The 25,352-nt window shown below is 71.1% G+C and carries 20 protein-coding genes; 8 read left to right on the forward strand and 12 right to left on the reverse strand.

What is annotated here, in order from left to right; genetic code table 11:
* Nucleotides 1–33 precede the first annotated feature (33 nt).
* The 5 genes from PSH03_RS03525 to PSH03_RS03545 are packed head-to-tail and all read left to right on the forward strand — an operon-like array spanning nucleotide 34 to nucleotide 5,052.
* On the forward strand, nucleotides 34–987 hold the full coding sequence (locus PSH03_RS03525; RefSeq protein ID WP_210781982.1) for a MurR/RpiR family transcriptional regulator: 954 nt from the start codon (nucleotides 34–36) through the stop codon (nucleotides 985–987).
* A complete protein-coding gene (locus PSH03_RS03530; protein WP_091403970.1) occupies nucleotides 984–1,733 on the forward strand; it encodes a sugar isomerase domain-containing protein in 750 nt (249 codons plus the stop codon). Before PSH03_RS03525 ends, PSH03_RS03530 begins: the two co-directional genes overlap by 4 nt.
* 26 nt (nucleotides 1,734–1,759) lie before the next feature.
* On the forward strand, nucleotides 1,760–3,196 hold the full coding sequence (gene ngcE, locus PSH03_RS03535) for an N-acetylglucosamine/diacetylchitobiose ABC transporter substrate-binding protein (protein ID WP_238688236.1): 1,437 nt from the start codon (nucleotides 1,760–1,762) through the stop codon (nucleotides 3,194–3,196).
* A gap of 18 nt (nucleotides 3,197–3,214) precedes the next feature.
* Entirely contained in the window at nucleotides 3,215–4,123 is a 909-nt protein-coding gene (locus PSH03_RS03540) for a carbohydrate ABC transporter permease (RefSeq protein WP_210781979.1), read from the forward strand.
* Nucleotides 4,123–5,052, forward strand: coding sequence for a carbohydrate ABC transporter permease (locus PSH03_RS03545; RefSeq protein WP_210781978.1), 930 nt, complete (start codon nucleotides 4,123–4,125; stop codon nucleotides 5,050–5,052). The genes PSH03_RS03540 and PSH03_RS03545 overlap by 1 nt, the downstream gene beginning before the upstream one ends.
* 6 nt (nucleotides 5,053–5,058) lie before the next feature.
* Here the strand turns inward: PSH03_RS03545 and PSH03_RS03550 are convergent, their stop codons facing one another.
* Both PSH03_RS03550 and PSH03_RS03555 read right to left on the reverse strand, forming a co-directional pair.
* Complete coding sequence (locus PSH03_RS03550; protein ID WP_238688436.1) at nucleotides 5,059–6,750, reverse strand: ABC transporter ATP-binding protein; 1,692 nt, start codon at nucleotides 6,748–6,750, stop codon at nucleotides 5,059–5,061.
* 50 nt (nucleotides 6,751–6,800) lie between these two features.
* The gene (locus PSH03_RS03555) at nucleotides 6,801–8,504 is read right to left on the reverse strand and encodes an ABC transporter ATP-binding protein (RefSeq protein ID WP_238688437.1); all 1,704 of its coding nucleotides are present in this window, start codon (nucleotides 8,502–8,504) and stop codon (nucleotides 6,801–6,803) included.
* A gap of 150 nt (nucleotides 8,505–8,654) precedes the next feature.
* Here PSH03_RS03555 and PSH03_RS03560 point away from each other — a divergent pair, with 150 nt between their 5' ends.
* From PSH03_RS03560 to PSH03_RS03570, 3 genes are all read left to right on the forward strand, one after another.
* Nucleotides 8,655–10,334, forward strand: a complete 1,680-nt coding sequence (locus PSH03_RS03560) for a bifunctional 3'-5' exonuclease/DNA polymerase (RefSeq protein ID WP_372494702.1) — start codon at nucleotides 8,655–8,657, stop codon at nucleotides 10,332–10,334.
* Nucleotides 10,335–10,424: 90 nt separating this feature from the next.
* The gene (locus PSH03_RS03565) at nucleotides 10,425–10,916 is read left to right on the forward strand and encodes a hypothetical protein (RefSeq protein ID WP_210781974.1); all 492 of its coding nucleotides are present in this window, start codon (nucleotides 10,425–10,427) and stop codon (nucleotides 10,914–10,916) included.
* Between the two features lie 190 nt (nucleotides 10,917–11,106).
* On the forward strand, nucleotides 11,107–11,700 hold the full coding sequence (locus PSH03_RS03570; protein WP_210782020.1) for a nucleotidyltransferase family protein: 594 nt from the start codon (nucleotides 11,107–11,109) through the stop codon (nucleotides 11,698–11,700).
* 137 nt (nucleotides 11,701–11,837) lie between these two features.
* On the opposite strand, the gene PSH03_RS03575 is transcribed toward PSH03_RS03570, so the two are convergent.
* The 10 genes from PSH03_RS03575 to PSH03_RS03620 all read right to left on the reverse strand — a co-directional run bounded on the left by PSH03_RS03575 (nucleotide 11,838) and on the right by PSH03_RS03620 (nucleotide 25,335).
* Nucleotides 11,838–13,247, reverse strand: coding sequence for a GH1 family beta-glucosidase (locus PSH03_RS03575; RefSeq protein ID WP_238688237.1), 1,410 nt, complete (start codon nucleotides 13,245–13,247; stop codon nucleotides 11,838–11,840).
* A complete protein-coding gene (gene yicI / locus PSH03_RS03580) occupies nucleotides 13,244–15,475 on the reverse strand; it encodes an alpha-xylosidase (protein WP_238688238.1) in 2,232 nt (743 codons plus the stop codon). Before yicI ends, PSH03_RS03575 begins: the two co-directional genes overlap by 4 nt.
* On the reverse strand, nucleotides 15,472–16,359 hold the full coding sequence (locus PSH03_RS03585; protein WP_238688239.1) for a carbohydrate ABC transporter permease: 888 nt from the start codon (nucleotides 16,357–16,359) through the stop codon (nucleotides 15,472–15,474). Before PSH03_RS03585 ends, yicI begins: the two co-directional genes overlap by 4 nt.
* Before the next feature lies 1 nt (nucleotide 16,360).
* Nucleotides 16,361–17,329, reverse strand: a complete 969-nt coding sequence (locus PSH03_RS03590) for a carbohydrate ABC transporter permease (protein WP_112583000.1) — start codon at nucleotides 17,327–17,329, stop codon at nucleotides 16,361–16,363.
* A gap of 67 nt (nucleotides 17,330–17,396) precedes the next feature.
* Nucleotides 17,397–18,701 carry an ABC transporter substrate-binding protein gene (locus PSH03_RS03595; RefSeq protein ID WP_210781966.1) on the reverse strand — a complete coding sequence of 435 codons (1,305 nt, stop codon included), beginning with the start codon at nucleotides 18,699–18,701 and terminating at the stop codon, nucleotides 17,397–17,399.
* 76 nt (nucleotides 18,702–18,777) lie between these two features.
* Nucleotides 18,778–19,809 (reverse strand): LacI family DNA-binding transcriptional regulator, encoded by a 1,032-nt coding sequence (locus tag PSH03_RS03600; protein WP_238688439.1) that lies wholly within the window; start codon nucleotides 19,807–19,809, stop codon nucleotides 18,778–18,780.
* A 268-nt stretch (nucleotides 19,810–20,077) separates the two neighbouring features.
* A complete protein-coding gene (locus tag PSH03_RS03605) occupies nucleotides 20,078–20,986 on the reverse strand; it encodes an amidohydrolase family protein (protein WP_238688240.1) in 909 nt (302 codons plus the stop codon).
* Nucleotides 20,983–21,792 (reverse strand): metal-dependent hydrolase, encoded by an 810-nt coding sequence (locus PSH03_RS03610; RefSeq protein WP_210781960.1) that lies wholly within the window; start codon nucleotides 21,790–21,792, stop codon nucleotides 20,983–20,985. Before PSH03_RS03610 ends, PSH03_RS03605 begins: the two co-directional genes overlap by 4 nt.
* Nucleotides 21,793–21,895: 103 nt before the next feature.
* The gene (locus PSH03_RS03615) at nucleotides 21,896–23,527 is read right to left on the reverse strand and encodes a serine/threonine-protein kinase (protein ID WP_238688241.1); all 1,632 of its coding nucleotides are present in this window, start codon (nucleotides 23,525–23,527) and stop codon (nucleotides 21,896–21,898) included.
* Nucleotides 23,528–23,646: 119 nt separating this feature from the next.
* On the reverse strand, nucleotides 23,647–25,335 hold the full coding sequence (locus PSH03_RS03620; RefSeq protein WP_308194344.1) for a serine/threonine-protein kinase: 1,689 nt from the start codon (nucleotides 25,333–25,335) through the stop codon (nucleotides 23,647–23,649).
* Nucleotides 25,336–25,352: the final 17 nt, after the last annotated feature.

Below are 25,352 nucleotides of genomic sequence, written 5' to 3' on the forward strand. Positions count from 1 at the left end.
GTTAACAGTCTTTTCGGAAAGCTGAGGCGTCTCATGGTTGATCACGAGGTGGACACCGCCGCGGGGACCGCGGTGGTCGACGCCGACGTGATCGAGCGCCGGACCTCGGCCTCCGACGGGGTGTTGGCCCGGGTTCGCAACGGGCTCGGCGAGTTGACCGGCGCCCTGCGTCGGGTCGCCGAGCACGTGCTCAGCGACCCGGAGGCCGCCGCCCGCTCGACCATCGTCGAGCTGGCCGAGCGCAGTGGGACCTCACCGGCGACCATCACCCGCTTCTGCCGGGCGATGGGCTTCGAGGGGTACGCCGACCTGCGCCTGGGCATCGCCTCCGAGACCGGCCGGGCCCGCTCGGCGGGTTGGACCGTCGACATCGGCCGGGAGATCCAGCCGAGCGACCCGCTCGCCCGGGTGCTCGACCAGATCATGGCCGCCGACACCCGGGCCATGCACGACACCGCCACCCTGCTCGACCTCGCCGAGGTGGAGCGGGCCGCGGTGGCGATCGCCGGCGCCAGCAGGGTGAACATCTTCGGTGCCAGCGGTAGCGCCCTGGTCGGTGAGGAGATGCAGTTCAGCCTGCACCGCATCGGTGTGGCGGCGTGGGCGTGGAACGACGTGCACGAGGGGCTGGCCAGCGCCGCGTTGCTGCGATCGGGGGACGTGGCACTCGGCATCTCGCACACCGGTCAGACCCGGGAGACGATCGAGATGCTCGCCGAGGCGGGCAGCCGGGGCGCCACCACGCTCGCGCTCACCGGCTTCCCCCGCTCCCCGCTGGCCGAGCTGGCCGACATCGTGCTGCTCACGGCCAGCCAGGCAACCACCTTCCGGCCGGACGCGCTCTCCGCCCGACACCCCCAACTGGTGGTGCTCGACCTGCTCTACATCGCCGTCGCCCAACGCACGCACGACCGGGCGCACGCGGCCTTCCGGCGGACAGCGCAGGCCGTCGACGGGCACAAGGCAGCGAAGGGAACCCTTTCATGATCAGCGCCCAGGGGTACGCGGACGCCGTCCGCCCGGTGCTCGACCGGCTGCTCGACTCGGAGGCCGACGGGATCACCCGGGCCGCCGACCTGATCGCCGACAGCCTGCGCGACGGCGGCGTGCTCCAGGCGTTCGGCGCCGGGCACTCCGAGGCGTTCGCCGCCGAGTTGGTCGCCCGGGCCGGCGGGTTGGTTCCCACCAACCGGCTCTCGGTACGGGACCTGGTGATGCACGGTGACGCCCCGCGTGACGTGCTCGCCGACCCCAAGCTGGAACGTGATCCCTCCATCGCCCACCAGATCTACGCGCTCGCGGCGCCCCAGCCGCGCGACGTGTTCGTGGTGGCGTCCCAATCCGGCATCAACGGCTCGGTGGTCGAGCTGGCGGCGCTGGTCACCGAGCGCGGTCACCCGTTGATCGCGGTCACCTCGGTCGAGCACACCGCGCGGGTCGCACCACGGCACCCGTCCGGGCACCGGCTCGCCGACCTCGCCGACGTCGTGCTGGACAACGGCGCGCCGTACGGCGATGCACTGCTGCCGCTCGAGGGCGGCGGCGCGGTCTGTGCGGTCTCCTCGGTCACCACGGCGCTGCTGGCGCAGTTGCTGACCGCGGAGGTGGTACGACGGTTCCACCAGGCCGGAGAGGTACCCCCTATCTACCTCTCCGCCAACGTCCCCGGCGGGGACGAGCACAACCTCGCCCTCGAGTCGCGGTACGCCGGACGTCTCCGGCGTACCGCATGACCCGAATTCCACAAGGAGAGACGACGATGTCGATTACCCCCGAAAACCCGGCCGCACTCGACCGTCGCACGGTGCTGCGTCGCGCCGCCGCCGTGGGCATGCTCGCCACTCCGGCCATCGGCCTGCTCGGCGCCTGCGCCACCAGCGGCAGCGACGGTGACAACGAGCAGGTTGCCGGCGGCACCAAGAGCGAGAAGAACCCGCTGGGCGTCAAGGAGGACGCCGGGATCGAGGTGGTCATCTTCAACGGTGGCTACGGCGAGAAGTACGCCACCGACGTGCACGAGCCGCTGTACAAGAAGGCGTTCCCCAAGGCCGAGGTCAAGCACCAGGCCACCCAGGCCGTCTCCACAGTGCTCCAGCCGCGGTTCGCCTCCGGTAACCCGCCGGAGTTCGTGAACAACTCGGGCGAGAAGCTGATGGACTTCGGCGCGCTCGTGGCCGACGGTCAGCTCCAGGACCTCACCGAGCTGTGGGACGCGCCGTCGGTCGACGACCCGTCCAAGAAGGTCCGCGACACAGTGGTGCCGGGCACCATCGAGGCCGGTTCGTTCAACGGCAAGCCGTTCGTCCTGTACTACGTCTCCACCGTCTTCGGCATCTGGTACTCGGGCAAGCTGTTCAAGGACAACGGCTGGGCGCCGGCGAAGAACTGGGACGAGTTCATCGCCCTGCTCACGAACATCAAGGCCAAGGGCATCACCCCGTACGGCTACGCCGGGGCGAACGCTGCCTACTACCAGTGGAACGTGATCCTCACCCACGCCGCCAAGATCGGCGGCACGGACGTGCTGAAGAACATCGACAACCTGGAGGACGGTGCCTGGAAGCAGGACGCCGTCAAGCAGGCTGCCGCGGCGTGGGCCGAGGTCGGCGCGAAGTTCAGCGACAAGAGCTTCGAGGGGCTCAAGCACACCGACGTGCAGCTGCGGCAGAACCAGTACAAGGTGGCCATGTACCCCAGCGGTGACTGGCTGGAGGGCGAGCAGAAGAAGGACACGCCGGCCGGCTTCGACTACCAGCTCATGCCGGTGCCGAGCCTGTCCGCCTCGGACAAGCTGCCGGCCACCGCGCTGCGCGCCACCGCCGGTGAGGGCTACTTTGTCTCGGCGAAGAGCAAGAACCCCAAGGGCGGGCTGGAGTACATGCGTCAGATGCTCTCGACGGCGGGCGCGAAGGGCTTCACCGAGGTGGTCAAGGCCCCGACCGTGGTCACCGCCGGCTCGGAGGGCTTCGCCTTCCCGCCCGGTGTGGCCAGCTCGCAGGCTGCGCTCAAGGCGGCCGGTCAGGACGTGTTCAACCTGTACTTCGACGGTTGGTACAAGGAGCTCGACACGGAGGCGCGTACCGCCACCAACGAGCTGATGTTCGGCCGGATCAACGCGGACGCCTTCGTGGAGCGGATCCAGAAGCGCGCCGACGCCATCAAGAAGGACAGCTCCGTCACCAAGTTCAAGCGCTGATCGATCGGAGCTAGGGTCATGCGGCACGGCAAGTATCCATTCGTGATCGGGTTCCTGTTCGCCCCGGTCGCGCTGTACGTGACATTCGTGATCTGGCCGTACGCGCAGGCGTTCCAGATCTCGATGACCAACTGGCGAGGGCTGTCGGCCCCGCAGTGGGTGGGCTTCGACAACTACCGGAGGTTGCTCGACGACGGGGCCTTCTGGAAAGCGGTCCAGCACCACGGCGTACTGCTGCTTGCCCTGCCGCTGATCACCATTGCCATCGCCCTGTTCTTCGCCTTCCTGCTCAACGTGGGTGGCAAGAGCAGCGGTGGTCAACGCCAGGGGGTCTGGGGGGCGAAGTTCTACCGGGTGGTGTTCTTCTTCCCCCAGGTCCTGGCGGTGGCCATCATCGCCGTGTTGTTCCAGATGGTGTACCGGCCGAACGAGTCCGGCCTGATCAACGGCGTGTTGATGAAGCTCGGCATCGAGCCGATCCTCTTCCTGGTCAAGCCGAACCTGGCCCTCTGGTCGATCATCGCGGTGCTGGTCTGGCAGGCGGTCGGCTTCTACGTGGTGCTCTTCTCGGCGGGGATGGCCTCCATCCCCGGTGAGATCTACGAGGCCGCCGAGATGGACGGGGCGACGAAGGTGACCCTGTTCTTCCGGGTCACGCTGCCGCTGCTGTGGGACACCCTCCAGGTGGCCTGGGTGTACCTCGGGATCGCGGCGTTCGACGCGTTCGCCATCGTGGCGGTGCTCTCGGTGGACGGTGGCGGCCCGGACGGCGCCACCACAGTTCTCGCCATGGAGATCTACCGCAACGCGTTCGTCTACTCGAAGTACGGCTACGCCTCGGCGATGGGCGTGGCGCTGTTCTTTCTCACCCTCACGTTCGCGGCGCTGACGCTGCGGCTCACCAAGCGGGAAAGCGTGGAGTACTGATGAATCCGCAGTCGACGCTGCCGCCGACGCCGGCGGCGCTGCCGCCGAAGACCGGTGACCCGTCCGCCCCCGGCGGGTCGGGGCACGAGGGCCCCCGCTCGGAGGTAAAGCTGTTCGCCGGCCTGGGGCACGTCGCGCTCGCCGTGTGGGCGGTGATCGTGATCGTGCCGATCCTCTGGACCTTCCTCGCCGCGTTCAAGAACACCAGCGAGATCTTCAGCAGCCCGTGGACGCTGCCGGCCGAGCTGCGCTGGGAGAACTTCGGGCGGGCCTGGACCAAGGCGCACGTCGGGCGGTACTTCCTCAACAGCGTGATCGTGGTGTCGTGCAGCACGTTCCTCACCATGCTGCTCGGCTCGATGGCCGCGTACGTGCTGGCCCGCTACAAGTTCTGGGGCAACCGGGCGGTCTACTTCCTCTTCGTCTCGGGGTTGGCCTTCCCCGTCTTCCTGGCACTGGTGCCGCTCTTCTTCGTGGTGAAGAACCTCGGTCTGCTGGACACCCACACCGGCGTGGTGCTGGTCTACACCGCGTACTCGTTGCCGTTCACCGTGTTCTTCCTGGCCGCGTTCTTCAAGACGCTGCCGTCGTCGGTGGCCGAGGCGGGGATGATCGACGGCTGCGGGCACAGCCGGCTGTTCTTCCAGGTGATGATGCCGATGGCGAAGCCGGGCCTGATCAGCGTCGCGATCTTCAACATCATCGGTCAGTGGGCGCAGTACCAACTCCCGTTGGTGCTGCTCTCCAACGCCAAGGACAAATGGGTGCTCACCCAGGGCATCGCCGACATCTCCGTCAACGCCGGCTACGAGGCGGACTGGTCCGGGCTGTTCGCCGCGCTGACCATCGCCATCCTCCCGATGATCCTCGTGTACGCCGTGTTCCAGCGTCAGATCCAGGCCGGTCTCACCTCCGGCGCGGTGAAGTAGGACGCCTCACCGCTCGTCGACGCGGGTGTGCCAGGAGCGCCACAGCGCTGCGTACGCCCCGCCGGCCGCGACCAGCTCGTCGTGGCTGCCGATCTCGGTGATCCGGCCGTCGGCGAGCACGGCGACCCGGTCGGCGTCGTGGGCGGTGTTGAGCCGGTGCGCGATCGCGATGACGGTCCGCCCGACCAGCACGGCGGCCAGCGCGCGTTCGGTCCGGCGGGCGGTGGACGGATCGAGCGCGGCGGTCGCCTCGTCCAGGATCAGCGTGTGCGGGTCGGCGAGCACCAACCGGGCCAGCGCGACCTGTTGGGCCTCGGCCGCGCCGAGTTGACGGGCCCCGTCGCCGAGCTGGGTGTCCAGGTCGTCGGGTAGCTCGGCAAACCAATCGGCGCCCACTGTGAGCAGCGCGGCGCGCATCTGTTCGTCGGAGGCGTCGGGCGCGGCGAAGGAGAGGTTGTCGCGTACCGAGCCGATGAAGACGTGGTGCTCCTGGGTGACCAGGGCGATCCGTCGGCGTCGCTCGGCCGGGTCGAGGTCGGTGACCGGGCAGCCGCCGATGCTGACGACGCCGTGGCGCGGCGCGTCGATCCCGGCCAGTAGCCGGGCCAGGGTGGACTTGCCGGCGCCGGACGGGCCGACGACGGCCAGCCGCTCACCGGGCTGCACCTCCAGGTCGATGCCGTGCAGCACGTCCGGCCCGTCGGAGTAGGAGAAGCGGGCGCCACTGACGACGAGCCGCTCGCCCCGTGACGAGGCGGTAGTGCCGGGTGCTTCCGGCGGGACCATGCCGACGCCGAGCAGCCGCGCGTACGACGCGAAGCCGCGTTGCGCCTGCTCGGTCCACTGCAACAGCCGGTCCAACGGGTCGATCGCCTGTTGCAGGTAGAGCGCGGCGGCGACCACAGCGCCGAGCGACACCATGTCCCGGGAGAGCAGGTAACCCCCGACGAGCAGGACCATGGCGACCGGCAGCGGATAGCTGGCCTCGACGACCGAGAAGAACACGGTACGCAGCGCGAGGGTCGCCCGACGGGCCCGCCAGACCGCTGTGACGCGGGTGGTGCCGTGCCGGATCCGGTCGTCGGCCAGCCGCAGCGCCTCCACGGTGCGCGCGCCCTCGGCGGTGGTGGTCAGCGTCTCGGTCAGCTCGGCCGCCGCCGCGCCCTCGGTGAGGTACGCGGAGCTGGCCCGGCGCAGGTACCAGCGGGTCACCGCCACTATCGACGGGAGCCCGGCCAGAGCGGCCATCCCGAGCAGCGGGTGCAGCAGGAAGACTGCCCCGAACAGCAACGTCAACTGCACCCCGGCGATGACGATGGTGGGCACCACGTCCCGGACGGTGGTGCCGACCGTCGACACGTCGACCGAGCTGCGGGTGGCCAGGTCCCCGGAGCCGGCACGTTCGACGACCGAGACGGGCAGCCCGAGAGTCCGGGACACGAACTCCTCGCGCAGCTCGGCGACGGCCCGTTCGCCGAATCGGTGGCCGGCGTACTGGGCGTACCGGGAGAGCAGGGCGCTGACCAGGACGCAGCCGGCGATGGCCAGTGCCAGTCGGTCGACCGTGGCCACGCCCGCGCCCGCGGTGACCCGGTCGACGATGGTGCCCAGCAGCCACGGCGGGGCGAGCCCGGCGACCGCGGCGGCGCTGTGCAGCGCCAGCACGACCCCGACGGCGCGCCGGTGCCGGCTGATCATGTCCCGCAGGGCCCGGCGTACGGTGCCGCGGTCGGCGACCGGCAGCCGGCTCACCGGTACGCCTCCTCGCTGCCGCGGGCCACCAGGTGCCGGTAGGCCGGGTCGTCGTCGAGCAGGTCGGCGTGGCTGCCGGTGGCGGTGATCCGGCCGGCGCTCAGAAGCGTGACCAGGTCGGCCCGGCCGAGCAGCAGCGGCGATGTGGCGATCACCACTGTGGTCCGCCCGGCCCGCGCGGCCCGCAGCCGCTCGGCGATCCGTGCCTCGGTGTGCGCGTCCACCGCCGACGTCGGGTCGACGAGGATCAGCACCTCCGGTTCGCTGCTCAGCGCCCGGGCCAGGCGCAGCCGTTGGCGTTGACCGCCGGAGAGCGTGCGGGCTCGGGCGTCGATCGGGGTGTCCAGCCCGGAGGGCAGGGCGTCGACGACGTCCTGCGCCGAGGCGGTCCGCAGGGCCGCGTCGATCCGTTCGTCGTCGTCGGCGCCGGCGCGCAGGATGTCGCGCAGCGTGCCGGCGAAGAGGTAGGAGTCGTGGTCGGCGACGAGGATCCGCGCGCGGACCTCGTCCAGGGCGACCTCGCGCAGCGGCACGTCGCCCCAGGTGACGTCGCTGGCGACGTACCGGCCGAGCCGGTCGGCCAACGCCACGGCCGCCGCCGGGTCGTCTGCCGCCACCGCGGTCAGCTGGCCGGCGCGCACGGTCAGGCCGGTCACCGGGTCGTGCAGGTCGGCCGGGCCGTCCGGCGCGGCCAGCTCGTCCGGCCGGCGTGCCTCGGGTACGGCGCCCGGCCACCGGCGGCCCGGGCCACCGACGTCGTCCGGTGTCACGTTGAGCAGGTCGGTGATCCGTCGGGCGGCGACCCGACCGCGGATGAGCTGGTAACTGCCCTCCAGCAGAAACCAGACCGGCACGATCAGGGTCGCCACGTAGCCGTAGACGGCCACCAACTCGCCGATCGTGACGTCACCGGTCACCGCCATCCGGGCCGTCAGCCACACCACCGCCGCCAGGAACAACCCGGGGATGGCGACCGTCGCCGCGTCGATCCAGCTGTTGACAGCGCCGACCCGGTAGCCCTCGGCGCGTAGCTCCTGGGACCGGGCCGCGTACCGCCGGGCGAACAGGTCCCGGCCGCCCACCCCGGCGAGCACCCGCAGCCCGGCCACGATGTCACCGGAGCGGGCGGTGAGCGCGCCCTGTTGCCGGCGGTAGACCGACTCGACCTGCTCCAGGCGGCGCAGCAGCGGCCCCACGATCAGACCGACGACCGGCACCCCCACCAGCACGCAGAACGCGAGCATCGGGGAGATCGACCAGAGCACCACGGCGATCACCCCGTACGCGACAACCGCGCCGACGCCCGGCCCGGTCAGCGTCAGCACCTGCGCCGTCCAGTCGATGTCGGAGCCGCCGATGGTGGACACCTCGCCCGCCCCGACCCGGCGGGGCAGCACCGCGCCGATGCGGGACAGATGGCGCAGCAGAACCTCCGCCGAGCGAGCCTTGGCGTCCTCCCGGAGGAAGGTCATCGTGCGGTGCCGCATGATGCCCAGGTAGGACAGGCCCACGCCGGCGACGACGATCGCCGCGACCCAGAGCGCCAGGGCCTGGGTGTCGCGTCCGCGCAGCCCGTCGTCGACGGCGCGGGCGATCAGGTATGGCCGCACCGAGAGCCCGATCATCCAGGCCGTGCCGATCAGGCTGCCGCGCAGCACCCGCCAGGGTTGGCAGCGGACCAGCCACCAGAGGTAGCGCATCGGACCGCGGGCGTCGGGGGTGCCAGGATCGGGATGCGGGATCTGCGGAGGCACCCGATCACGCTACCGACCGGCCCCGACACCCCACCGACCCGATCATGGTGAGGTGCGCCTCCGTTTCTGTCGGACGGGAGAGGCAGAATCACGTTCGTGCTGGTGGCGGTGGTGTCCGACGAGCGGGGTGGGGGAGTGCTGTGCCCGCTGGACGCCACCGGCCGGCCGACCGGGCCGCCCGAGGTCGTCACCGATCTGGTCGCCGCGGTCGCCGCCCGCGAGGCCGCCGAGCACCCGCGCTGGGTCTGGTCGACGGCCACGGCGGTCTACCCGACGCTGCTGCGCGCCGGCGTCCGGGTCGATCGGTGTCACGACGTGGAGTTGACCGAGGCGTTGCTGCTCGGGCACGTGGGCCGCTGGGGTGAGCCCCGCTCGCTGGCCGCCGCCTGGGCCCGGCTGACCGGTGCGGCGGTGCCGCCCGACCCGCCGCCGCGCGCCGCCGCACCGCCCGGGCACGGGCAGGGCGCGCTCTTCGACACAGTGCCCGGTCCGCCGGGCCCGGGCATCGAGGCACTGACCCAGGTGTACGCCGACCAGCTCACCCGCGTCGCCGCGACCGAGCACCCCGGCCGCTTCCGGTTGCTGGTGGCCGCGGAGTCGGCCGGCGCGCTGATCGCGGCGGAGATGGGCGTCGCCGGGCTGCCCTGGCGTGCCGACGTGCACAACGAGATCCTGCACGAGCTGCTGGGCGAGGCGTCCCCGGTCGGTGGTCCGCCACGCCGACTCGCCGAGCTGGCCGCCCGGATCGCCGACGCGCTCGGCGTACGCGGCCTGCACACCGACTCTCCGGCGGAGCTGCTGAAGGCGTTCGCCCGGGTCGGGGTGGAGCTGCCCAACACCCGGGCCTGGGTGCTGCGCGGGGTGGACCATCCGGCGGTGCCGCTGGTGCTGGAATACAAGGAGCTCTACCGGATCTGGACGGCGCACGGCTGGTCCTGGCTCGATCAGTGGGCGCGGGGCGGCCGGTTCCAACCGGAGTACGTGCCAGCCGGCGTCGTCTCCGGCCGATGGGCCACCCGGGGTGGTGGCGCGTTGCAGATCCCCAAGGTGATCCGGCGGGCGGTGGTGGCCGATCCGGGCTGGCGGTTGGTGGTCGCCGACGCCGGCCAGTTGGAGCCTCGGGTGCTGGCCGCGGTCTCCGGCGACGCGCGGTTGGCGGCGGCGGGCGGTGCCGGTGACCTCTACGCGGCCCTGGCCCGGGACTCGTTCGGCGGTGACCGGGCCAAGGCCAAGGTGGCCCTGCTCGGCGCGATGTACGGGCAGACCGGCGGGGCCGCGGTGCCCGCGTTGGCGGTGCTGAAGCGCAGCTACCCGACGGCGTTCGGGTACGTCGAGGCGGCGGCGCGGACCGGTGAGAACGGTGGGCTGGTGCGGTCGTGGTTGGGGCGGACCTGTCCGCCCGGCTCGGCCGGGTTCGGTGATCTCGACGACGAGCCCTCCGACCCGGAGGGGGCGGGTGACCCGCACAGTCCGAGGGCGCGTGCCGCCCGGTCCCGGGGGCGCTTCACCCGCAACTTCGTCATCCAGGCCACTGCTGCGGAGTGGGCCTCCACGTTGCTGGCCGCGCTGCGGACGGAGCTGTCCGGCACGGACGCCGAGCTGGTCTTCTTCCAGCACGACGAGGTGGTCGTGCACGCGCCCGCCGATCAGGCGGACGCAGTCGCCGAGGCCGTCAACCGGTCGGGCGAGCGCGCATCCGCGTTGCTCTTCGGTGCGACGCCGGTCCGGTTCCCACTGGACCTGTCCATCGTCGACTGCTACGCCGACGCGGCCTGACCTGCGGGCCAACTCAAGCGGGGCACACCCCGGGGCGGTGCCCCGGTTAGTCTCATGCGGTCGTGCCGCCGTCGGAATGGGAGGGTGCCCATGGTCGTCGGAGTCATCCGTCATCTGGCCGGGATGGTCGCCGCCTGCCTGGCCCTCGTCGCCGAGGCGGTCCTGGGCTACCTCGGTCTGCTCGCGTACGCGTTGGCCACCGGCTCGGGTGTGGGTGGCCCGCTGGCCGGGCCGATGCTCGTCTTGATCGCCGCGGTGCTCGGCGTGGTCTTGATTCCCCTGCTCTTCCTGCCGGCTGTGGCGGTCGGGGAGGCCGTCGGCCGGCATCGGGGGACCGGCCGGGTGGTGGTGCTGGCCGCGCTCGTCGCGGTCGTCCTGGCCGCCGGGTACGCCGTGGCCGGGGCGATTGCCAGCGGGGTGTCCGCCGGCTACGTGCCTCTGGTCGCGGGAATCGCCGTGCTGCTGATCGTTGCTCCGGTGGTCCTGTACGCGCTCACCGCACGCGGCCTCGGCTGGGTGGCGCGATGGGTGCCCCAGCGTTGGGGCGGCACCGCGGTCGCAATGTCCGGGGAGTCGGGTTGATGGCTGACTCTTCTCGATGATCATCCGGTAGGCGTGTCGGCGGATGCCGGCCGTGTAACGGTTGTGCTATTTCTCCTTTTCGCCCCGCCACCCCCGGCTGGCCCTCCTCGTTGCAGTGTCCGTAGGAGGGGACGGAACTGTCACGGTCCGTCCCGTGCTGGAGGGGGCGCAGCTGAACCGGATCGCAGGAATGATCATCGCCGCAGGCGGGGGACGACGGATCGGTGGTCCCGAGGCGCTGCTGCACCAGGGCGACAAGCCCCTGGTGAATCAGATGATCGACACGATGACCGAGGCGGGCTGCGAGCAGATCGTGGTCGTCCTGGGCGCTGCCGCCGAGCAGGTCCGGGAGACCGCCGACCTGGGCAAGGCCACCGTTGTGATCAACAAGGCGTGGGGCACCGGAGTTGGCTCGTCCATCCGGGCCGGCCTGGCCGCCATGGACGACGAGGGGATCGAGGCGGTGGTGGTGGTCCCGGTCGACATGCCGGGCCTGACCGCCACGGCGGTCAGCCGGGTGGCCGCGCTGCCGTACCCGGACGTGCTGGTCTGCGCCACCTACGACGGGTTGCGCGGCTATCCGATGCTGTTCGGTCGCCGGCACTGGCCCGGTATCGCCACCCTGGCCAGCGCCGACGTGGGCGCCCGGCCGTACCTGTTGGCGCACAAGGACCAGATCGTCGACATCGCCTGCGACTCGGTTGCCGACGGCAGCCGGATCGACACCCCGGAGCTGATGGAGCTCTACGGGCTCACGGTCCCGCCACAGCGCGTCGGCGTCTAGCACCGCTCCGCGCGATCTTGCAGTTTCTGTCGCCGATACGTGTGGCATGCCCTGAATGTCGGGGCAGTAAGTGCAAGATCGCGGGAGGGTGGATGTGCGCCGGGCAGCCCCGTTACCGAGGCCGCCCGGCGGTGCGCCTACTTTGCGGCCTGGTCCAGCTGCCCGGTGGCGGCGAGGCGCTGGTACCAGTGGGCGCTGTCCTTCCAGGTGCGTACCTGGGTGTCGTAGTCGACCCGGATGATGCCGAAGCGACGGTCGTAGCCGTAGCCCCACTCGAAGTTGTCCAGCAACGACCAGACGAAGTAGCCGCGCACGTCCGCGCCCTGCGCGCGGGCGTCGGCCATCGCGCCGATGTGCCGACGCAGGTAGTCGATCCGCCGGTCGTCGTGGATCCGGCCGTCGGCCGACACCACATCGTCGAACGCCGCGCCGTTCTCGGTGATCATCATGGGCTGGCTGGGATATTCACGCTGGAGGCGCAGCAGCAGCTCGGTCAGCGCCGGCGGGTCGATGTTCCAACCCATCGCCGTGTACGGGCCGGGCTGCGGCAGGAAGTCGACGTTCTCCGCGGCGACCCACGGCGTCGAGGTCGACGCACCGTGCCCGTCGGCGTCGGAGCGGGCCGACACCCCGTCCCAGGCCCGGACCAGGGTGCTGGAGTAGTAGTTGACCCCGAGCACGTCCAGCGGCACCGCTATCAGCTTCTCGTCGCCCTCCCGGACGAACGACCAGTCGGTGACGGAGGCGGTGTCGGCCAGCAGGTCGGCCGGGTACTCCCCGTCCAGCATCGGGCCGAGGAACGCCCGGTTCGCCAACGCGTCGATCCGCCGGACCGCGTCCTGGTCGGCGGCCGAGTCGGACGCGCCCCGGATGACGTGCAGGTTCAGCGTCACCGACAGCTCGGCGGACGGGGCAAGCTCCCGGACCACCCGACCGGCCAAGCCGTGCGCGAGGTTGAGGTGGTGCACCGCGGCCAGCGCCGCCGCCGGCTCGGTCCGACCCGGCGCGTGCACGCCGGAGGCGTAGCCCAGGTACGCGGAGCACCACGGCTCGTTGAGCGTCGTCCAGGTGTGCACCCGGTCACCCAGCGCGCCGACGATGCCCGCCGCGTACTCCTGGAAGCGCAACGCGGTCTCCCGCGCCGCCCACCCGCCGGCGTCCTCCAACTCCTGCGGCAGGTCCCAGTGGTACATGGTGGCCACCGGGCGGACGCCCCGCTCCAGCAGCCCGTCCACCAGCCGCGAGTAGAAGTCGATGCCGGCCTGGTTGAACCGGCCGGAGCCGCCCGGCTGCACCCGGGGCCAGGAGATGGAGAACCGGTACGCGCCGAGCCCCAGGTCGGCGATGTGGCCGAGGTCGTCGGCCCACCGGTGGTAGTGGTCGGCGGCCACGTCACCGGTGTCGCCGTTGAGGGTCCGACCCGGTGTGTGGCTGTAGGTGTCCCAGATGGACGGTCCGCGCCCGTCCTCGGTCGCCGCGCCCTCGATCTGGTACGCGGCGGTCGCCGAGCCCCAGACGAAGCTCTCCGGGAAGTGGTGTTGCGTCATCGTTCCGTCCCCTGGATCTCGCAGATGTAGCCCGTCGAGGTGCCGGCCACCAGTTCGGCGCTGGCCGTCCCACCCTCGTAGCGCACGTCGAACTCGGCGCCCGGACCGTTGCCGGGTGACGGTACCCGTACCCGGGTCCGCTGCCCCTCGGTCGGTGCGTACACCCGCAGCCGCACATCGTCGGCCCACTCGTAGTCCGGTCGGTCGGTGCGCGAGCCGAACGGGATGACCGCGCCCGGTCGGGCCAGCACCGGCAGGCTGTCGACGTCGTGCTTCTCGGTCAGCCAGGCCGGGCCGGTGACCTGGGCGCCGGTGACCAGGTGCGTCCAGGTGCCCGCGGGGACGTAGTACGTGACGTCGCCGTCGGCGCTGAGCACCGGGGCGACCAGCACGTCCGGGCCGAGCATGTACTGCCGGTCCAGGTGCGCCGTCGCCGGGTCGTCCGGGAACTCCAGGAACATCGGCCGCATCACCGGCGTCCCGTCGCGGTGTGCCTCCTGGGCGGCGGCCGCCAGGTACGGCATCAGGCCGAGCTTGAGGTGAGTGAAGTGCCGCAGCACGTCCACGGCCTCCTCGTCGTACGCCCACGGCACCCGGTACGAGCCGGACCCGTGCAGCCGGGAGTGCGAGGAGAGCAGCCCGAAGGCGACCCACCGCTTGAACACCGCCGGGTCGGGAGTGCCCTCGAAGCCGCCGATGTCGTGGCTCCAGTAGCCGAAGCCGGACGCCGCCAGGGACAATCCGCCGCGCAGCGACTCGGCCATCGCGACGAACGTCGACTCGCAGTCGCCGCCCCAGTGCACGGGGAACTGCTGCCCGCCGGCGGTGGCCGAGCGGGCGAACAGCACCGCCTCGCCCTCGCCGCGCTCGGTCTCCAGCAGCTCGAAGACCGCCTTGTTGTAGAGGTACGAGTAGTAGTTGTGCATCCGCTGCGGGTCCGAGCCGTCGTGCCACACCACGTCGGTGGGGATGCGCTCGCCGAAGTCGGTCTTGAAACAGTCGACGCCCATGTCCAGCAGGGCCTTGAGCTTGCCGGTGAACCAGCGGACCGCGTCCGGGTTGGTGAAGTCGACGAGCGCCATGCCGGCCTGCCACTTGTCCCACTGCCAGACCGAACCGTCCGGGTTGCGCACCAGGTAACCGGCCTCGCGGCCCTCCTCGAAGAGATACGAGCGCTGCGCGATGTACGGGTTGATCCAGACGCACACCTTCAGGTCGCGTTCGTGCAGCCGGCGCAGCATCCCGTCCGGGTCGGGGAAGGTCGCCGGGTCCCAGACGAAGTCGACCCAGTGGAACTGACGCATCCAGAAACAGTCGAAGTGGAACACCGACAGCGGCAGCCCGCGCTCGGCCATCCCGTCGACGAACTCGGTCACCGTCTTCTCGTCGTACGAGGTGGTGAACGAGGTGGACAACCAGAGGCCGTACGACCAGGCGGGGACCCGGGCCGGACGGCCGGTGAGGGCGGTGTACCGGCGCAGCACGTCCTTCGGTTGGGGCCCGTCGATGACGTAGTAGGTGAGCGACTGGCCCTCGACGCTGAACTGGGTCTGGGCGACGACCTCGGAGCCGACCTCGAACGACACGTGCTCCGGGTGGTCCACGAAGACCCCGTAGCCGGCGCTGCTCAGGTAGAACGGCACGTTCTTGTACGCCTGCTCGCTGGCGGTGCCCCCGTCGGCGTTCCAGATGTCGACGGTCTGCCCGTTCTTCACGAACGGGCCGAAGCGCTCGCCCAACCCGTACACCGTCTCACCGACGCCGAGGGCGAGCCGTTCGTGTACGTGCCGGCGGCCCTCGGCGTCGGTGACGACGCCGATGCTGCGTGCGGTGGACGCGGTGACCAGCCGGTCGCCGTGCAGGAAGTCGACCCGCCACCCGTCGATGAGCGCGACCCGCGCGGTCAGCTCGCCGGTGGTCAGCGTCGCGCTGAGCCCGGTGACGTCGACGGTGACCGGGTGCGTCTCGTCGGTGCTCAGCCCGAAGTGCGGCTCGCGGGGCAGCCCTCCGGTGTGGTGGGCGATGGTCACCCCGATGACGCCGGGGGCGGGGGAGAAGAAGCGGACCGTGACCAGGGGGCGGTTGAGGGTGTCGCCGCGGCCGGTGATCTGACCGGTCGGTGCGAAGACGGTGAAGCCGCGCTCGTCCGGCTCGATCGACTCCACGGTGCCGGGCCGCAGGACGCTGACGCCGGGGCGCAGCTGCCAGTACCCGTCGGTGAACTTCACTTCTCGGCTCCTGCCGTGATGCCGCGCGCCAGAGTGCGCTGGAAGATGAGGAAGAAGAGGATGGCCGGCACGAGGCTGATCAGCGCGCCGGCGTTTGTGGTCGGAGCGTCCATCAGCCGGTCGCCCTGCAACGACGCGAGCGCGACCGGAATGGTCTGCGTCTGGTTGTCGATCAGCATGACCAGTGGGATGAGGAACTCGTTCCACGTCCAGATGAAGAAGAAGATGAGCAGCACCGCGAGGGTGGGCCGCAGGTTGGGGAAGACCACCCGCCACAGCACCGTCCACTTGCCGGCGCCGTCCAGCGCGGCTGCCTCCAGCAGCGAGCGCGGGAACGTGCCCATCACCGAGGCGAGCAGGTACGTGCCGAACGCGCTCTGGATCACGGTGAAGATGATGATCACGGAGAGCTGGGTGTTGTAGAGGCCGACCTGCTTCGCCACGTAGTACAGCGGGTAGATCAGCGCCTCCTGCGGCAGCATGTTGGCCAGCAGGAAGAGACCGACGATCCACAGCCGGCCCCGGACCCGGCCGATGCCCAGCGCGTACGCGTTGAGCAGCGACACGGCGACGCCGAGCACTGCCACCGAGCCGGCGATGACGGCCGAGTTCCAGAACTTCAGCGGGAAGTTCACAGTGGTCCAGTACGTGCGCAGACCCTTTGTGTAGAACTCCGTCGGCCAGCTCAGCGGGCCGCCCGAGGAGTAGTCGCCGGGCGACTTGAACGCGTTGAGCAGCATGAACGCGAACGGCACCAGCATGACGAGCGCGCCGAGGGTGAGCAGGGCGAGCACCACCCAGCGGCTGACGCCGCGGTGGTGTCGATCGCGTACGGGCCGGGCCGGCGGCACCGGCGCGGCGCTCGGTGTGAGCGTGACGGCCATGTCAGAACCCCCGGTCCCGGCGCTCGCTGCGGGCCTGCATCCAGATGAAGATCCCGGCCACCACCACGATGATCAGTGTCAGCACCATGGAGATCGCGGAGCCGTAGCCGACCTGCAGCTTCTTGAAGAACGTGTAGTAGGCGAAGTACGACGGCACGTTCGTGGCATTGTCCGGACCACCCCGGGTCAGGGCGAAGATCGGCCCGAACACCTTCAACGCGGCGATCGTGCAGGTCAGGGCCACCACGAAGGTCTCCGGGCGGATCTGCGGAAGGGTGATCGCCCGGAACCGGTGCAGCCAGTTCGCGCCGTCGACCTCGGCCGCCTCGTACAGCTCGGGGTCGACCCGCTGCAACGCCGCCATGAAGACGACCACCGGGTAGCCGATCTGCACCCAGATCATCACTGCCATCACGGCCGGCAGGGCGGTGCCCGGGTCGCCGAGCCAGTCATGGCGTAACGCGCCGAGACCGACCGCGTCGAGGAGGCTGTTGAACGCGCCGTCGGGGCGCAGGATCCAGCCCCAGACGATGCCGGCCACCACGACGGGCAGCACCTGCGGGAGGTAGAACGCGGCCCGCAGCGCGGCGGCGGTGCGGGGCTTGAACCGGCGGCCGATGACGTCGAAGAGCACCGCGGCGAGCAGCAGCCCGAGCACTGTGGGCACCACCACCATCGCGACGAGCATCCAGACGGTGTTGCGGAACGACGCCCAGAACACGTCGTCCTGCAGCAACTGCTGGTAGTTGTCCAGGCCGACCCACCGGGGGTCGCCGATGCCGGACCACTTGGTCAGCGACAGGTAGAGGGTGCCGACCAGCGGCGCGCCGATGACGAGGAGAAAGAGCACCGCTCCGGGGAGCAGGTAGAGCCAGTACGCCGCGTTGCGGCCGCGGCGTCTGCGGCTGGGCGCGGGCGGGGTGGGGGTCGCGGCCGGCGGTGTGGCGGCGACCGTCTCGGAGACAGCCATGGAAGATCCTTCCCGGCGGGGCGGGCGGGCGCGCCGGTCGTGCCGGTCGCGCCCGCCGCTCGCCGTGTCACTTGCCGGTGATCTCCTTGACGCCATCGGCGTACGGCTTGGCGATCGTGTCGAGAACCTGGTCGGGCGACTTCGAGCCGTTGATCAGGCCCTGGAAGCCGGAGACCAGCACGTCGTAGTAGCCGGGGACCGGCCAGTCCGGGTAGAAGGCGAGCCCGTCGGACTTGCTGACCGTGTTGAAGTCCTCGATCAGCTTGCGGTCCTTCGGGTCGCTGATCTTCGACGCGTCAGCGGCGACCGGAACACCACCGTTGTTGCCGATCAGGTCCTGGATCTCCGGACGCAGGGTGATGTCGATGAAGTCGTACGCCAGGCTCTTGGCCTTGCTGTTCTCCGGGACGACCCAGAGGTTGCCGGAGGAGCCGGCCTGCAGGGTGTTGCCGGGGAAGAGGAAGGTGTCCCAGTTGGCCTTCATCTCGGTCTTGAACCGGCCGTACCACCAGCTGCCCGAGACGATCATCGGAACCTTGCCGCCGATGAAGGCGGTGCCCATGTCCTCGGCCTTGAGGCTTGCCGAGTTCTTCGCGACGTAGCCCTTCTGCACCCACTGGGCGAAGGTGTCCGCGCCGTACTTGAGCGGGTCGGCCTTGAAGTCGACAGGGTTCTTGTAGAGCTGGTAGTTGTCGACGAACTGCCGGTCGCCCTTGGAGAGGGCGAGCTGGTAGAAGAGCTGCCCGGCCGGGTACTCGGCGCCGGCCATGCCCAGCGGGGTGATGCCCTTGCCGACGAAGGTGTCCATCGCGGCGGTCATCTCGGCCATCGTGGTCGGGACCTTGACGCCGTTGCTCTGGAACAGGTCCTTGTTGTAGTAGACAGTGACGTACTCGCCGTAGTTCGGCACACCGAACCACTTGCCGGAGCCCATCACGCCCTTGTCGCTGTACCGGGCGGTGGTCTGCAGGCTGGGGCTGAGCTTGCCGGCCCAGCCGCGCTTGTCGGCCTCGCTGCTCAGGTCGGCCAGCAGGCCCTGGGAGGAGAGCAGCCCGGCGGTCGCGTTGCCCTTGTTGTACTCCATGATGTCCGGGCCTTCGGACGAGTTGATGATCATGCCCGCGTTCTGCTGGATCTGCTCGAACGCCTTGCGCTCGAAGCGCACCTCGACGCCCGGGTGTTCGGACTTGAAGATCTCGATCGCCCGGTCCCAGCCGATCCCCATGGCGCTGTTCTCGCTCTCGTAGTGCCAGAGCTTGAGGGTCTTGGCGTCGCTGTTGTCCCCGCTGTCACCACCGCCGCAGGCGGCCACGGTGGTCGTCGCGGTCGCCGCCAGGGCGAGCGCGGCGACGAGCCGGCGGAATCGCTGCATTAGCATCCTCCTCGTTGAGTATCTAGCCGGTACTTCACGAGGCCCGTCGTCGCGTTGCAGCGCGGCGGCGGGCCATTTACTGATCGGCCCCCATTGGCTGGCGGCTTCGAGGTGCGGCGGTCGACCCCCGGATCTCCAACGCGCACGGCAGCAGTTGCTGGTGACGAAGGTCGGCGGGGCCGTCCAGGTGGCGCGTGAGCGCCTCGATCGCGATCCGGCCGAGCGCCGAACCGGGTGACGTCATAGCGGTCAGCGCCGGGGTGGCCAGTTCGGCGACCTGCGGCGAGGTGACCATCGAGACGACGGAGACGTCGTCGGGCACCGACAACCCTCGGCCGGTCAGCTCGCCGAGGATGCCGAAGATCGCCGTCTCGTTCATGGCCAACACCGCGGTCAGCTCCGGGGCCTGCGCGAACGCGGCGGCCAGGGCGGCCCGCCCGCCGGCCGCGCTGTCCTCGGCCGCGATCATCACCGGCTCCAGGCCGTGCCCGGTCATCGCCGCGGTGAAGGCGTCACGGGTACGCAGCGCGGGCCCGTAGCCGCTGGCCAACGTGGCGGCCGAGTGGTTGACGTAGACGATCCGCCGGTGCCCGAGGCCGACCAGGTGCGCGACGGCCTCCCGGACGGTCTGATCGAAGTCGATGTCGACGTAGGAAAGCGTGCTGGTGTCGCCGGTGCGGCCGATCAGCACCAGCGGCACCCCCGCCTCCTGGAGCACCGTGACCCGCTCGTCGGCCAGCTGGACCTCCATCAGCACGACCCCGTCGAGCATCCGCTGACTGGCCAGCCGACGCAGGTCGTCGAGGTTGCCCCCGCCGACCGGCGAGAGCACCAGGTGGTAGCCGGCGACGCTGGCCGCGGCGGCGGCACCGGTGACGAAGGCGGTCTCGGTGGCGCCGAGGCCGCGTTCGTCCATCGGCATCAGCAGGCCGAGGATTCGGCTGCGGCGACTGGCCAGCCCGCGGGCCATCGCGTTGGGCTGGTAGTCGAGCTGCGCCATCGCGGCGAGCACCTTGTTGCGGGTGGCCTGCGAGATCGGCCGGGTGCCGGTGAGCACGTACGAGACGGTGCTCACCGAGACCTGTGCGAGGCGGGCGACGTCGTGCATGGTGGCCACCGCGTACCTCCTCCGGCCTGGGGTGGGACCGCTCCCGAACTTCGTCGAAACGCTTCGACGAAGCGGTTCGACAGGACGCTAGGCCACCTGTTACGGCGACGTCAATAGCCGATGTCGAAAAGAATTCAGGGGCCCGCATCATGAGCGGCCCGCGCCGATCTTGCGGTTCCTGTTGCCGATATGGAGGGATACGCACCTTTTGTCGGGGCAGAAAGTGCAAGATCGCGGAGCCGAGGGGCCGGGTGCGGTGCGGTGCGGGTCAGGGCAGGTTGAAGAGGGTGGCGGCGCTGGTCCAGCAGACCGCGCGTAGCCAGTCGTCGCCCAGGCCCAGCCGGGCCAGCCCGGTCACCTGGTCGGCGTACGGGTACGGGATGTTCGGGAAGTCGCTGCCCAGCAGCACCTTGCCGGCCAGCCCCAACTCGCGCAGCCGGGGCAACTCCTCGCCGGGGAAGGGCACGAACTGGTCGAAGAAGGGCGTGAACGCCATTGTGGTGTCCAGCCGGACCCGCTCGTACGTCTCGGCGAGGTCCAGGAAGGCCCGGTAGTCCGGGGCGCCCATGTGCGCCACCACCGCGGTCAGCCGAGGGTGGCGCGCGAGCAGGGCGGCGAACGGTTCCGGGCCGGTGTTGGCGGTCCCCACCGGGGCGTGCCCGGCGTGCACCACCACCGGCACATCCGCGTCGGACAGCATCCCCCAGACCGGGTCCAGCGCCGGATCGGTCGGTGCGAAGCCGCCGACCTGTAGGTGCAGCTTGAACACTCGGGCGCCTTCGGCGAGGGCCGCCTCGACGTACCCGGGGGCCTCCGGCTCGGGGTAGAACGTGGCCGAGGCCAGGCACCCGGGGGTGTCGCGGGCGAAGTCCAGCGTCCAGCGGTTGAGTTCCGCCGCCATGCCCGGCCGGTGCGCGTACGCCAGGGCGCTGAACGCCAGCACACCGAGCCGGCGCAGGTGCGCGACCCGGTCGGCGTCGCTCCACCGGTAGCGGATCGGCCACTCGGTGCCGACCAACGGCCCGGCGGCGTCGAAGTAGGCCCACACCCGCCGCAGCAGGCGCGCCGGCAGGAAGTGCACGTGCACGTCGGCGAGGCCGGGCAACCCCAGGGCGCGGCAGAACTCCGGTACGCGTTCGTCCTCGGCCGGTGGGATCGCCGGCGCCGGATCGATCATATGTCGATGTCGAAACGGCTCAGCACCGAGGGCGCGATCAGGCCGACGGTGGCGAGCGCGGAGACGACGGTCAGTGCGATGCGCATGCCGACCACTTCGGCCTTGCTGCCGACGCGCAGGGCGATGCTGTTCGGCAGGCCGATCATCATCCACATGCGCCGCTTGATCGGGATCGGCCAGAGGATCGGCACGCCCGCTCTGGTGATCATGTCGCCGAGGATGTGCACGAAGCAGCCCACGCCCAGCGCGGTGCCGATCAGCGGATAGCCGCGTCCGCCCGGCAGGTGGGCGAAGGTGAACCAGGCCGCCCCGGCCGACGCGAGAGTGATGATCACCCACCCGGCCCGCTCGGCCCACTCGTCGAACAGCCCGCGCAGCGCCAGGCCGAACATGAAGAACAGGATGGTGATGACCGCCCACTTGCCGTACGCGGCGCAGAGCGCTGTGGTGCCCCAGCCGACCAGCAGTGTGAACGGCAGCGTGTGGGTCAGCGTCCGGTGCCCGTTGCTGCGGCGGGGGTCCTTGCTGAGCTTGGTGGCGTAGTAGACCCCGAGAGAAATCTTCTCCATCACCTCGGCGGCGAAGAGTGAGAAGACTCCGAAGGTACGGGCCACGGTGGCCCCACCCTGGTTCTTGGTCACCTTGCCCGACATGTCGAGGTCGGGAAAGAGCGCGCCACCGGCGCACACAGCGGTGCCCACCGCCAACGCGAGCGGCGACTGGTGGTAGTCGGCGAACTGCTCCAGCGCCCAGGAGCCAGCCAGCCACACCGCCGCGCCGGACAGCGCGTGTTGCGGTCCCATCATCTCGGCTCACCCTCCCCAGGGATCTTGAGCGCCCAAAACTACGCCACTGTAGTCAGCGTCGGCGCCGCAGGGGCATCACCCGGAAGGTCCACATCGGACCGTGTCACAGGGTGGGGGTGAAGCTCTGCCGGATCATCGGCAAGTATGCCGCGTTGACCTGCCAGTCGAACTCTTCTGTCAACCACGAGACGGTGTAGGAGCGGTCGGCCGAGGTGTTCGCCAACAGCCGGAAGCTGTGCACCGGAACGCCGAGGGCGTTCTGCCAGCCGCACTCCCACACCGCGCCGCCCTTGAAGATGTCCATCGCGGAGATGTCCACCCTGCGATAGCCCGGCAGCGCGGCACTCGCGGTCAGCCGAGCCTCCTCGGCCTTCCAGTGCGCCACCGGATCCGGGCGGGCCGGCCCCGCCTCGACGCTGAGCACCCGCGACCCGCCGGATTTCCGGAAGCAGGTCACCGAGCCCTCGGTCCAGCGCGCCCACCCGACCGGCGCGGCGATCCGGAACCCGGTCGGGTCGTCGTACCAGGTCCAGCCCTCGCGCAGCCCGTACTTCACGCCGGGTGGCGGTGACACCGCCACCACCGGGGTCGCCGACGGTGGCGGGGACGACGTGCAGGCGAACGCCGCCGGCCGGGAGGTCGGCGCACCACCGCCCGAGCCGGACGGTGTGGTCCCGTCATCGTGCCGGTTTACCAGCGCCAGCGTGACGCCACCCGCGACGAGCACAGCGGTGGCCACACCTCCCAGGGCGATCAGACGCCGTCGCCGGCCGGGTGGGCGCCGCGGGCGCGCGCTCGGGGCTGGCGTGGCCGGCTCGCCCGACGGGGCCACCGGTTCGACGGGGTGCGGCGCGATGGCCCGCCCGGCGCTGAGGACCGCCACGACCGCCGAGGAGCGGACCGACCCGGCGGGCTCGTCGTCGCTCGCCGCGGCGCTGCGCAACAGCGGCTCCGCCTCGGCGGCGGTCAACCGCCGCCAGGGGTCGCGCTGCAACAGGCCGATGAGGACGGGACGCAACGGGCCGGCCCGACGCATCGGGTCCGGTGGTTCGGTGGCCAGCGCGCTGAGCGTCGCCATCGCGCTCGACCGTGCGTACGGTGACTGCCCCTCGACCGTCGCGTAGAGCGTCGCGCCCAGCGACCACATGTCGGTGCGCGCGTCGGACACCCCTTCGCGGGCCCGCTCGGGGGCGACGAACTGTGGTGAGCCGAGCACCGTGCCGGGCCCGGTCATCACACCGTCGCCGCCGTCGAAGGTGGCCAGCCCGAAGTCGGTGAGCACCACCCGCCCGTCGTCGGCCACCAGCACGTTGGGCGGCTTCACGTCGCGGTGCAGCACCCCGGCGGCGTGCGCGGCCCGCAACGCGGCGAGCACCGCCAGCCCGATCCGGGCGGTGCGCTGCGGGCTCAGCGGCCCCTCGGCGCCGATGATCTGCTGCACCGATCGCGACGGCACGTACTCCATCACGATCCAGGGGCTCTCCCGGTCGTGCACCACGTCGTAGATGCGGACCACGTTGGGGTGGTTGAGCCGGGCGGCGGTGCGTGCCTCGCGCAGGGTTCGGAGCCGCAACTCCGCGCGCTCGGTCTCGGCCAGCCAGGACGGCGGCACGACCTCCTTCACCGCCACGTCGCGGTGCAGCATCTCGTCGCGAGCAAGCCACACCCGGCCCATTCCGCCGGTGCCGACCAGGTCGAGCAGCCGGTACCGACCCGCGATCAGCAACTGATGCACGGTCGCTCCCCCTCGGTCACCCCGGGTTCCACGATAGCCACCAATGCCGGCTTTCTCATCCACTGAGCGGCCTCGATCCACGACGGACGGTGGTTCGGATCATGGCCATACGGTGCAGGTCAGCGGGGTGGTCGGAAACTCTTTCGGACCAGTTCCCAGTCCGCTGCGGCCCCGGCCCAGTCCTCGTCCCGGGTGATCCAACCCAGCGTCCAGCGGTCGGTGCCGAGGACCTGTTGTCGGGCGTGCAGCCATGAGCCGTGCGGCGTCTGCCAGCGCAACTCCCACTCGGCTCCGCCGTCGCCCGCGGCGAGCCGGATCTCGTCGTACCCCGGCAAAGCCCCCGCCCCGGCCGCCGTTCCGCGGGCGGTCCGCAGGAGTTCCAGGGGGTCGACGGCGCCGCCTTCGGCGACGCTGAAGGCCCGGCCGGTCGCCGGGTCCTGGAAGCACGCCACAGTGCCGTCGCGGGAGGTCAGCCACGTCGCCGGTACGGAGACCCGGAAGCCGGCGGTGTCGGCGTGCCAGACCCATCCGGGCGGCGGCCGGAGTTCTTCGCCAGAGGTCGGCGTGCCGGCCCGCACAGGCGATCCGACGACGTCCGGGCGGACACAGGCGAACGGGGGCGGGGGGACGTTCCGCCCGTTCGGTGGCGGGCCGGGGCCGAACGGCCCGCCGTTGGGCGGCCGGTTCGGCGGCGGCGAGGACCAGCCGGTGGGGTCGCTGGGCTTGTCGCCAACGAGGGTCAGCGCGGTGCCGACGCCGGCTACGACGGCCACCAGCAGCGCCACGGCGACCACCGCCACCCGACGCGCGGTACGTCCGGCGGTCGCCCGATCCGGGGCCGGCGTGGGGGAGGCGTCACCGGCTGCGGCCGGGACGGCCGGGTCGGGCAGTGGAACTGTGGGGTCCTGGTCGTCGGGGTCGTCCGCCGTGGCGGGCTGGCCAACCAGCCCTGGCGCCGGTCGGTCGGCCGAGGGGCGGTCGGTCGCCGACAGCGGGTCGGCGCGGCCGGTCGCGGCCGTCCTGAGCAACCGGCGGGCGGTGTCGTGGTCGAGGCGCTCGCGCGGGTCGCGGCGCAGCAACCCGTCCAGCACCGGGGCGAGCGCCCCGGCGTGCGGGGCAGGGTCGGGCGGGCCGGCGGCCAGCGCGCTCAGGGTGGCCATCGCGGTGCTGCGGGCGTACGGGGACTGCCCCTCCACCGCGGCGTGCAGGGTCGCCCCGAGCGACCACAGATCGGCGGCCACTGTGGACACCCCCTCGGCGGCCCGCTCGGGGGCCACGTACTGCGGGGAGCCGAAGACCATGCCGGGGCGGGTCATCGCGCCGTCGCCGCCGTCGAAGGTGGCCAGCCCGAAGTCGGTGAGCATCACCCGCCCGTCGTGCGCCACGAGCACGTTCTGCGGTTTGATGTCGCGGTGCAGCACCCCGGCGGTGTGCGCGGCCTGCAGCGCGTCGAGCACGGCCAGCCCGATCCGGGCCGCGCGGGCCGGTTCCAGCGGCCCCTCGGAGTCCACGACGTCCTGCAGGGTGCGGGACGGGACGTACTCCATGACGATCCATGGGCTGCCCTCGACCGCGACGACGTCGTAGAGCCGGACCACGGCGGGGTGGTTGAGCCGGGCCGCGGCGCGCGCCTCCCGCATGGTGCGTGAGCGCAGCTCGGCCCGTTCGTGATCGGCCAACCAACTCGGTGGAACGATCTCCTTGACCGCCACCTCGCGGTGCAGCATCTCGTCGCGGGCGCGCCACACCCGACCCATGCCCCCGCGACCCACCAGGTCGAGCAGCCGGTACCGACCGGCGATCAGCACCTGTGCACGCTCCTCCT

It is taken from the genome of Micromonospora salmantinae, assembly GCF_022230905.1.
Classification (GTDB): domain Bacteria; phylum Actinomycetota; class Actinomycetes; order Mycobacteriales; family Micromonosporaceae; genus Micromonospora; species Micromonospora salmantinae.

Excerpts from the sequence above, each read along its gene's own strand:
- PSH03_RS03525 (WP_210781982.1), top strand. The coding sequence starts at position 34 with ATGGTTGATCACGAGGTGGACACCGCCGCGGGGACCGCGGTGGTCGAC.
- PSH03_RS03530 (WP_091403970.1), top strand. The coding sequence starts at position 984 with ATGATCAGCGCCCAGGGGTACGCGGACGCCGTCCGCCCGGTGCTCGAC.
- ngcE (WP_238688236.1), top strand. The coding sequence starts at position 1,760 with ATGTCGATTACCCCCGAAAACCCGGCCGCACTCGACCGTCGCACGGTG.
- PSH03_RS03540 (WP_210781979.1), top strand. The coding sequence starts at position 3,215 with ATGCGGCACGGCAAGTATCCATTCGTGATCGGGTTCCTGTTCGCCCCG.
- PSH03_RS03545 (WP_210781978.1), top strand. The coding sequence starts at position 4,123 with ATGAATCCGCAGTCGACGCTGCCGCCGACGCCGGCGGCGCTGCCGCCG.
- PSH03_RS03550 (WP_238688436.1), bottom strand. The coding sequence starts at position 6,750 with ATGATCAGCCGGCACCGGCGCGCCGTCGGGGTCGTGCTGGCGCTGCAC.
- PSH03_RS03555 (WP_238688437.1), bottom strand. The coding sequence starts at position 8,504 with ATGCGCTACCTCTGGTGGCTGGTCCGCTGCCAACCCTGGCGGGTGCTG.
- PSH03_RS03565 (WP_210781974.1), top strand. The coding sequence starts at position 10,425 with ATGGTCGTCGGAGTCATCCGTCATCTGGCCGGGATGGTCGCCGCCTGC.
- PSH03_RS03570 (WP_210782020.1), top strand. The coding sequence starts at position 11,107 with ATGATCATCGCCGCAGGCGGGGGACGACGGATCGGTGGTCCCGAGGCG.
- PSH03_RS03575 (WP_238688237.1), bottom strand. The coding sequence starts at position 13,247 with ATGACGCAACACCACTTCCCGGAGAGCTTCGTCTGGGGCTCGGCGACC.
- PSH03_RS03585 (WP_238688239.1), bottom strand. The coding sequence starts at position 16,359 with ATGGCCGTCACGCTCACACCGAGCGCCGCGCCGGTGCCGCCGGCCCGG.
- PSH03_RS03590 (WP_112583000.1), bottom strand. The coding sequence starts at position 17,329 with ATGGCTGTCTCCGAGACGGTCGCCGCCACACCGCCGGCCGCGACCCCC.
- PSH03_RS03595 (WP_210781966.1), bottom strand. The coding sequence starts at position 18,701 with ATGCAGCGATTCCGCCGGCTCGTCGCCGCGCTCGCCCTGGCGGCGACC.
- PSH03_RS03600 (WP_238688439.1), bottom strand. The coding sequence starts at position 19,809 with ATGCACGACGTCGCCCGCCTCGCACAGGTCTCGGTGAGCACCGTCTCG.
- PSH03_RS03605 (WP_238688240.1), bottom strand. The coding sequence starts at position 20,986 with ATGATCGATCCGGCGCCGGCGATCCCACCGGCCGAGGACGAACGCGTA.
- PSH03_RS03610 (WP_210781960.1), bottom strand. The coding sequence starts at position 21,792 with ATGATGGGACCGCAACACGCGCTGTCCGGCGCGGCGGTGTGGCTGGCT.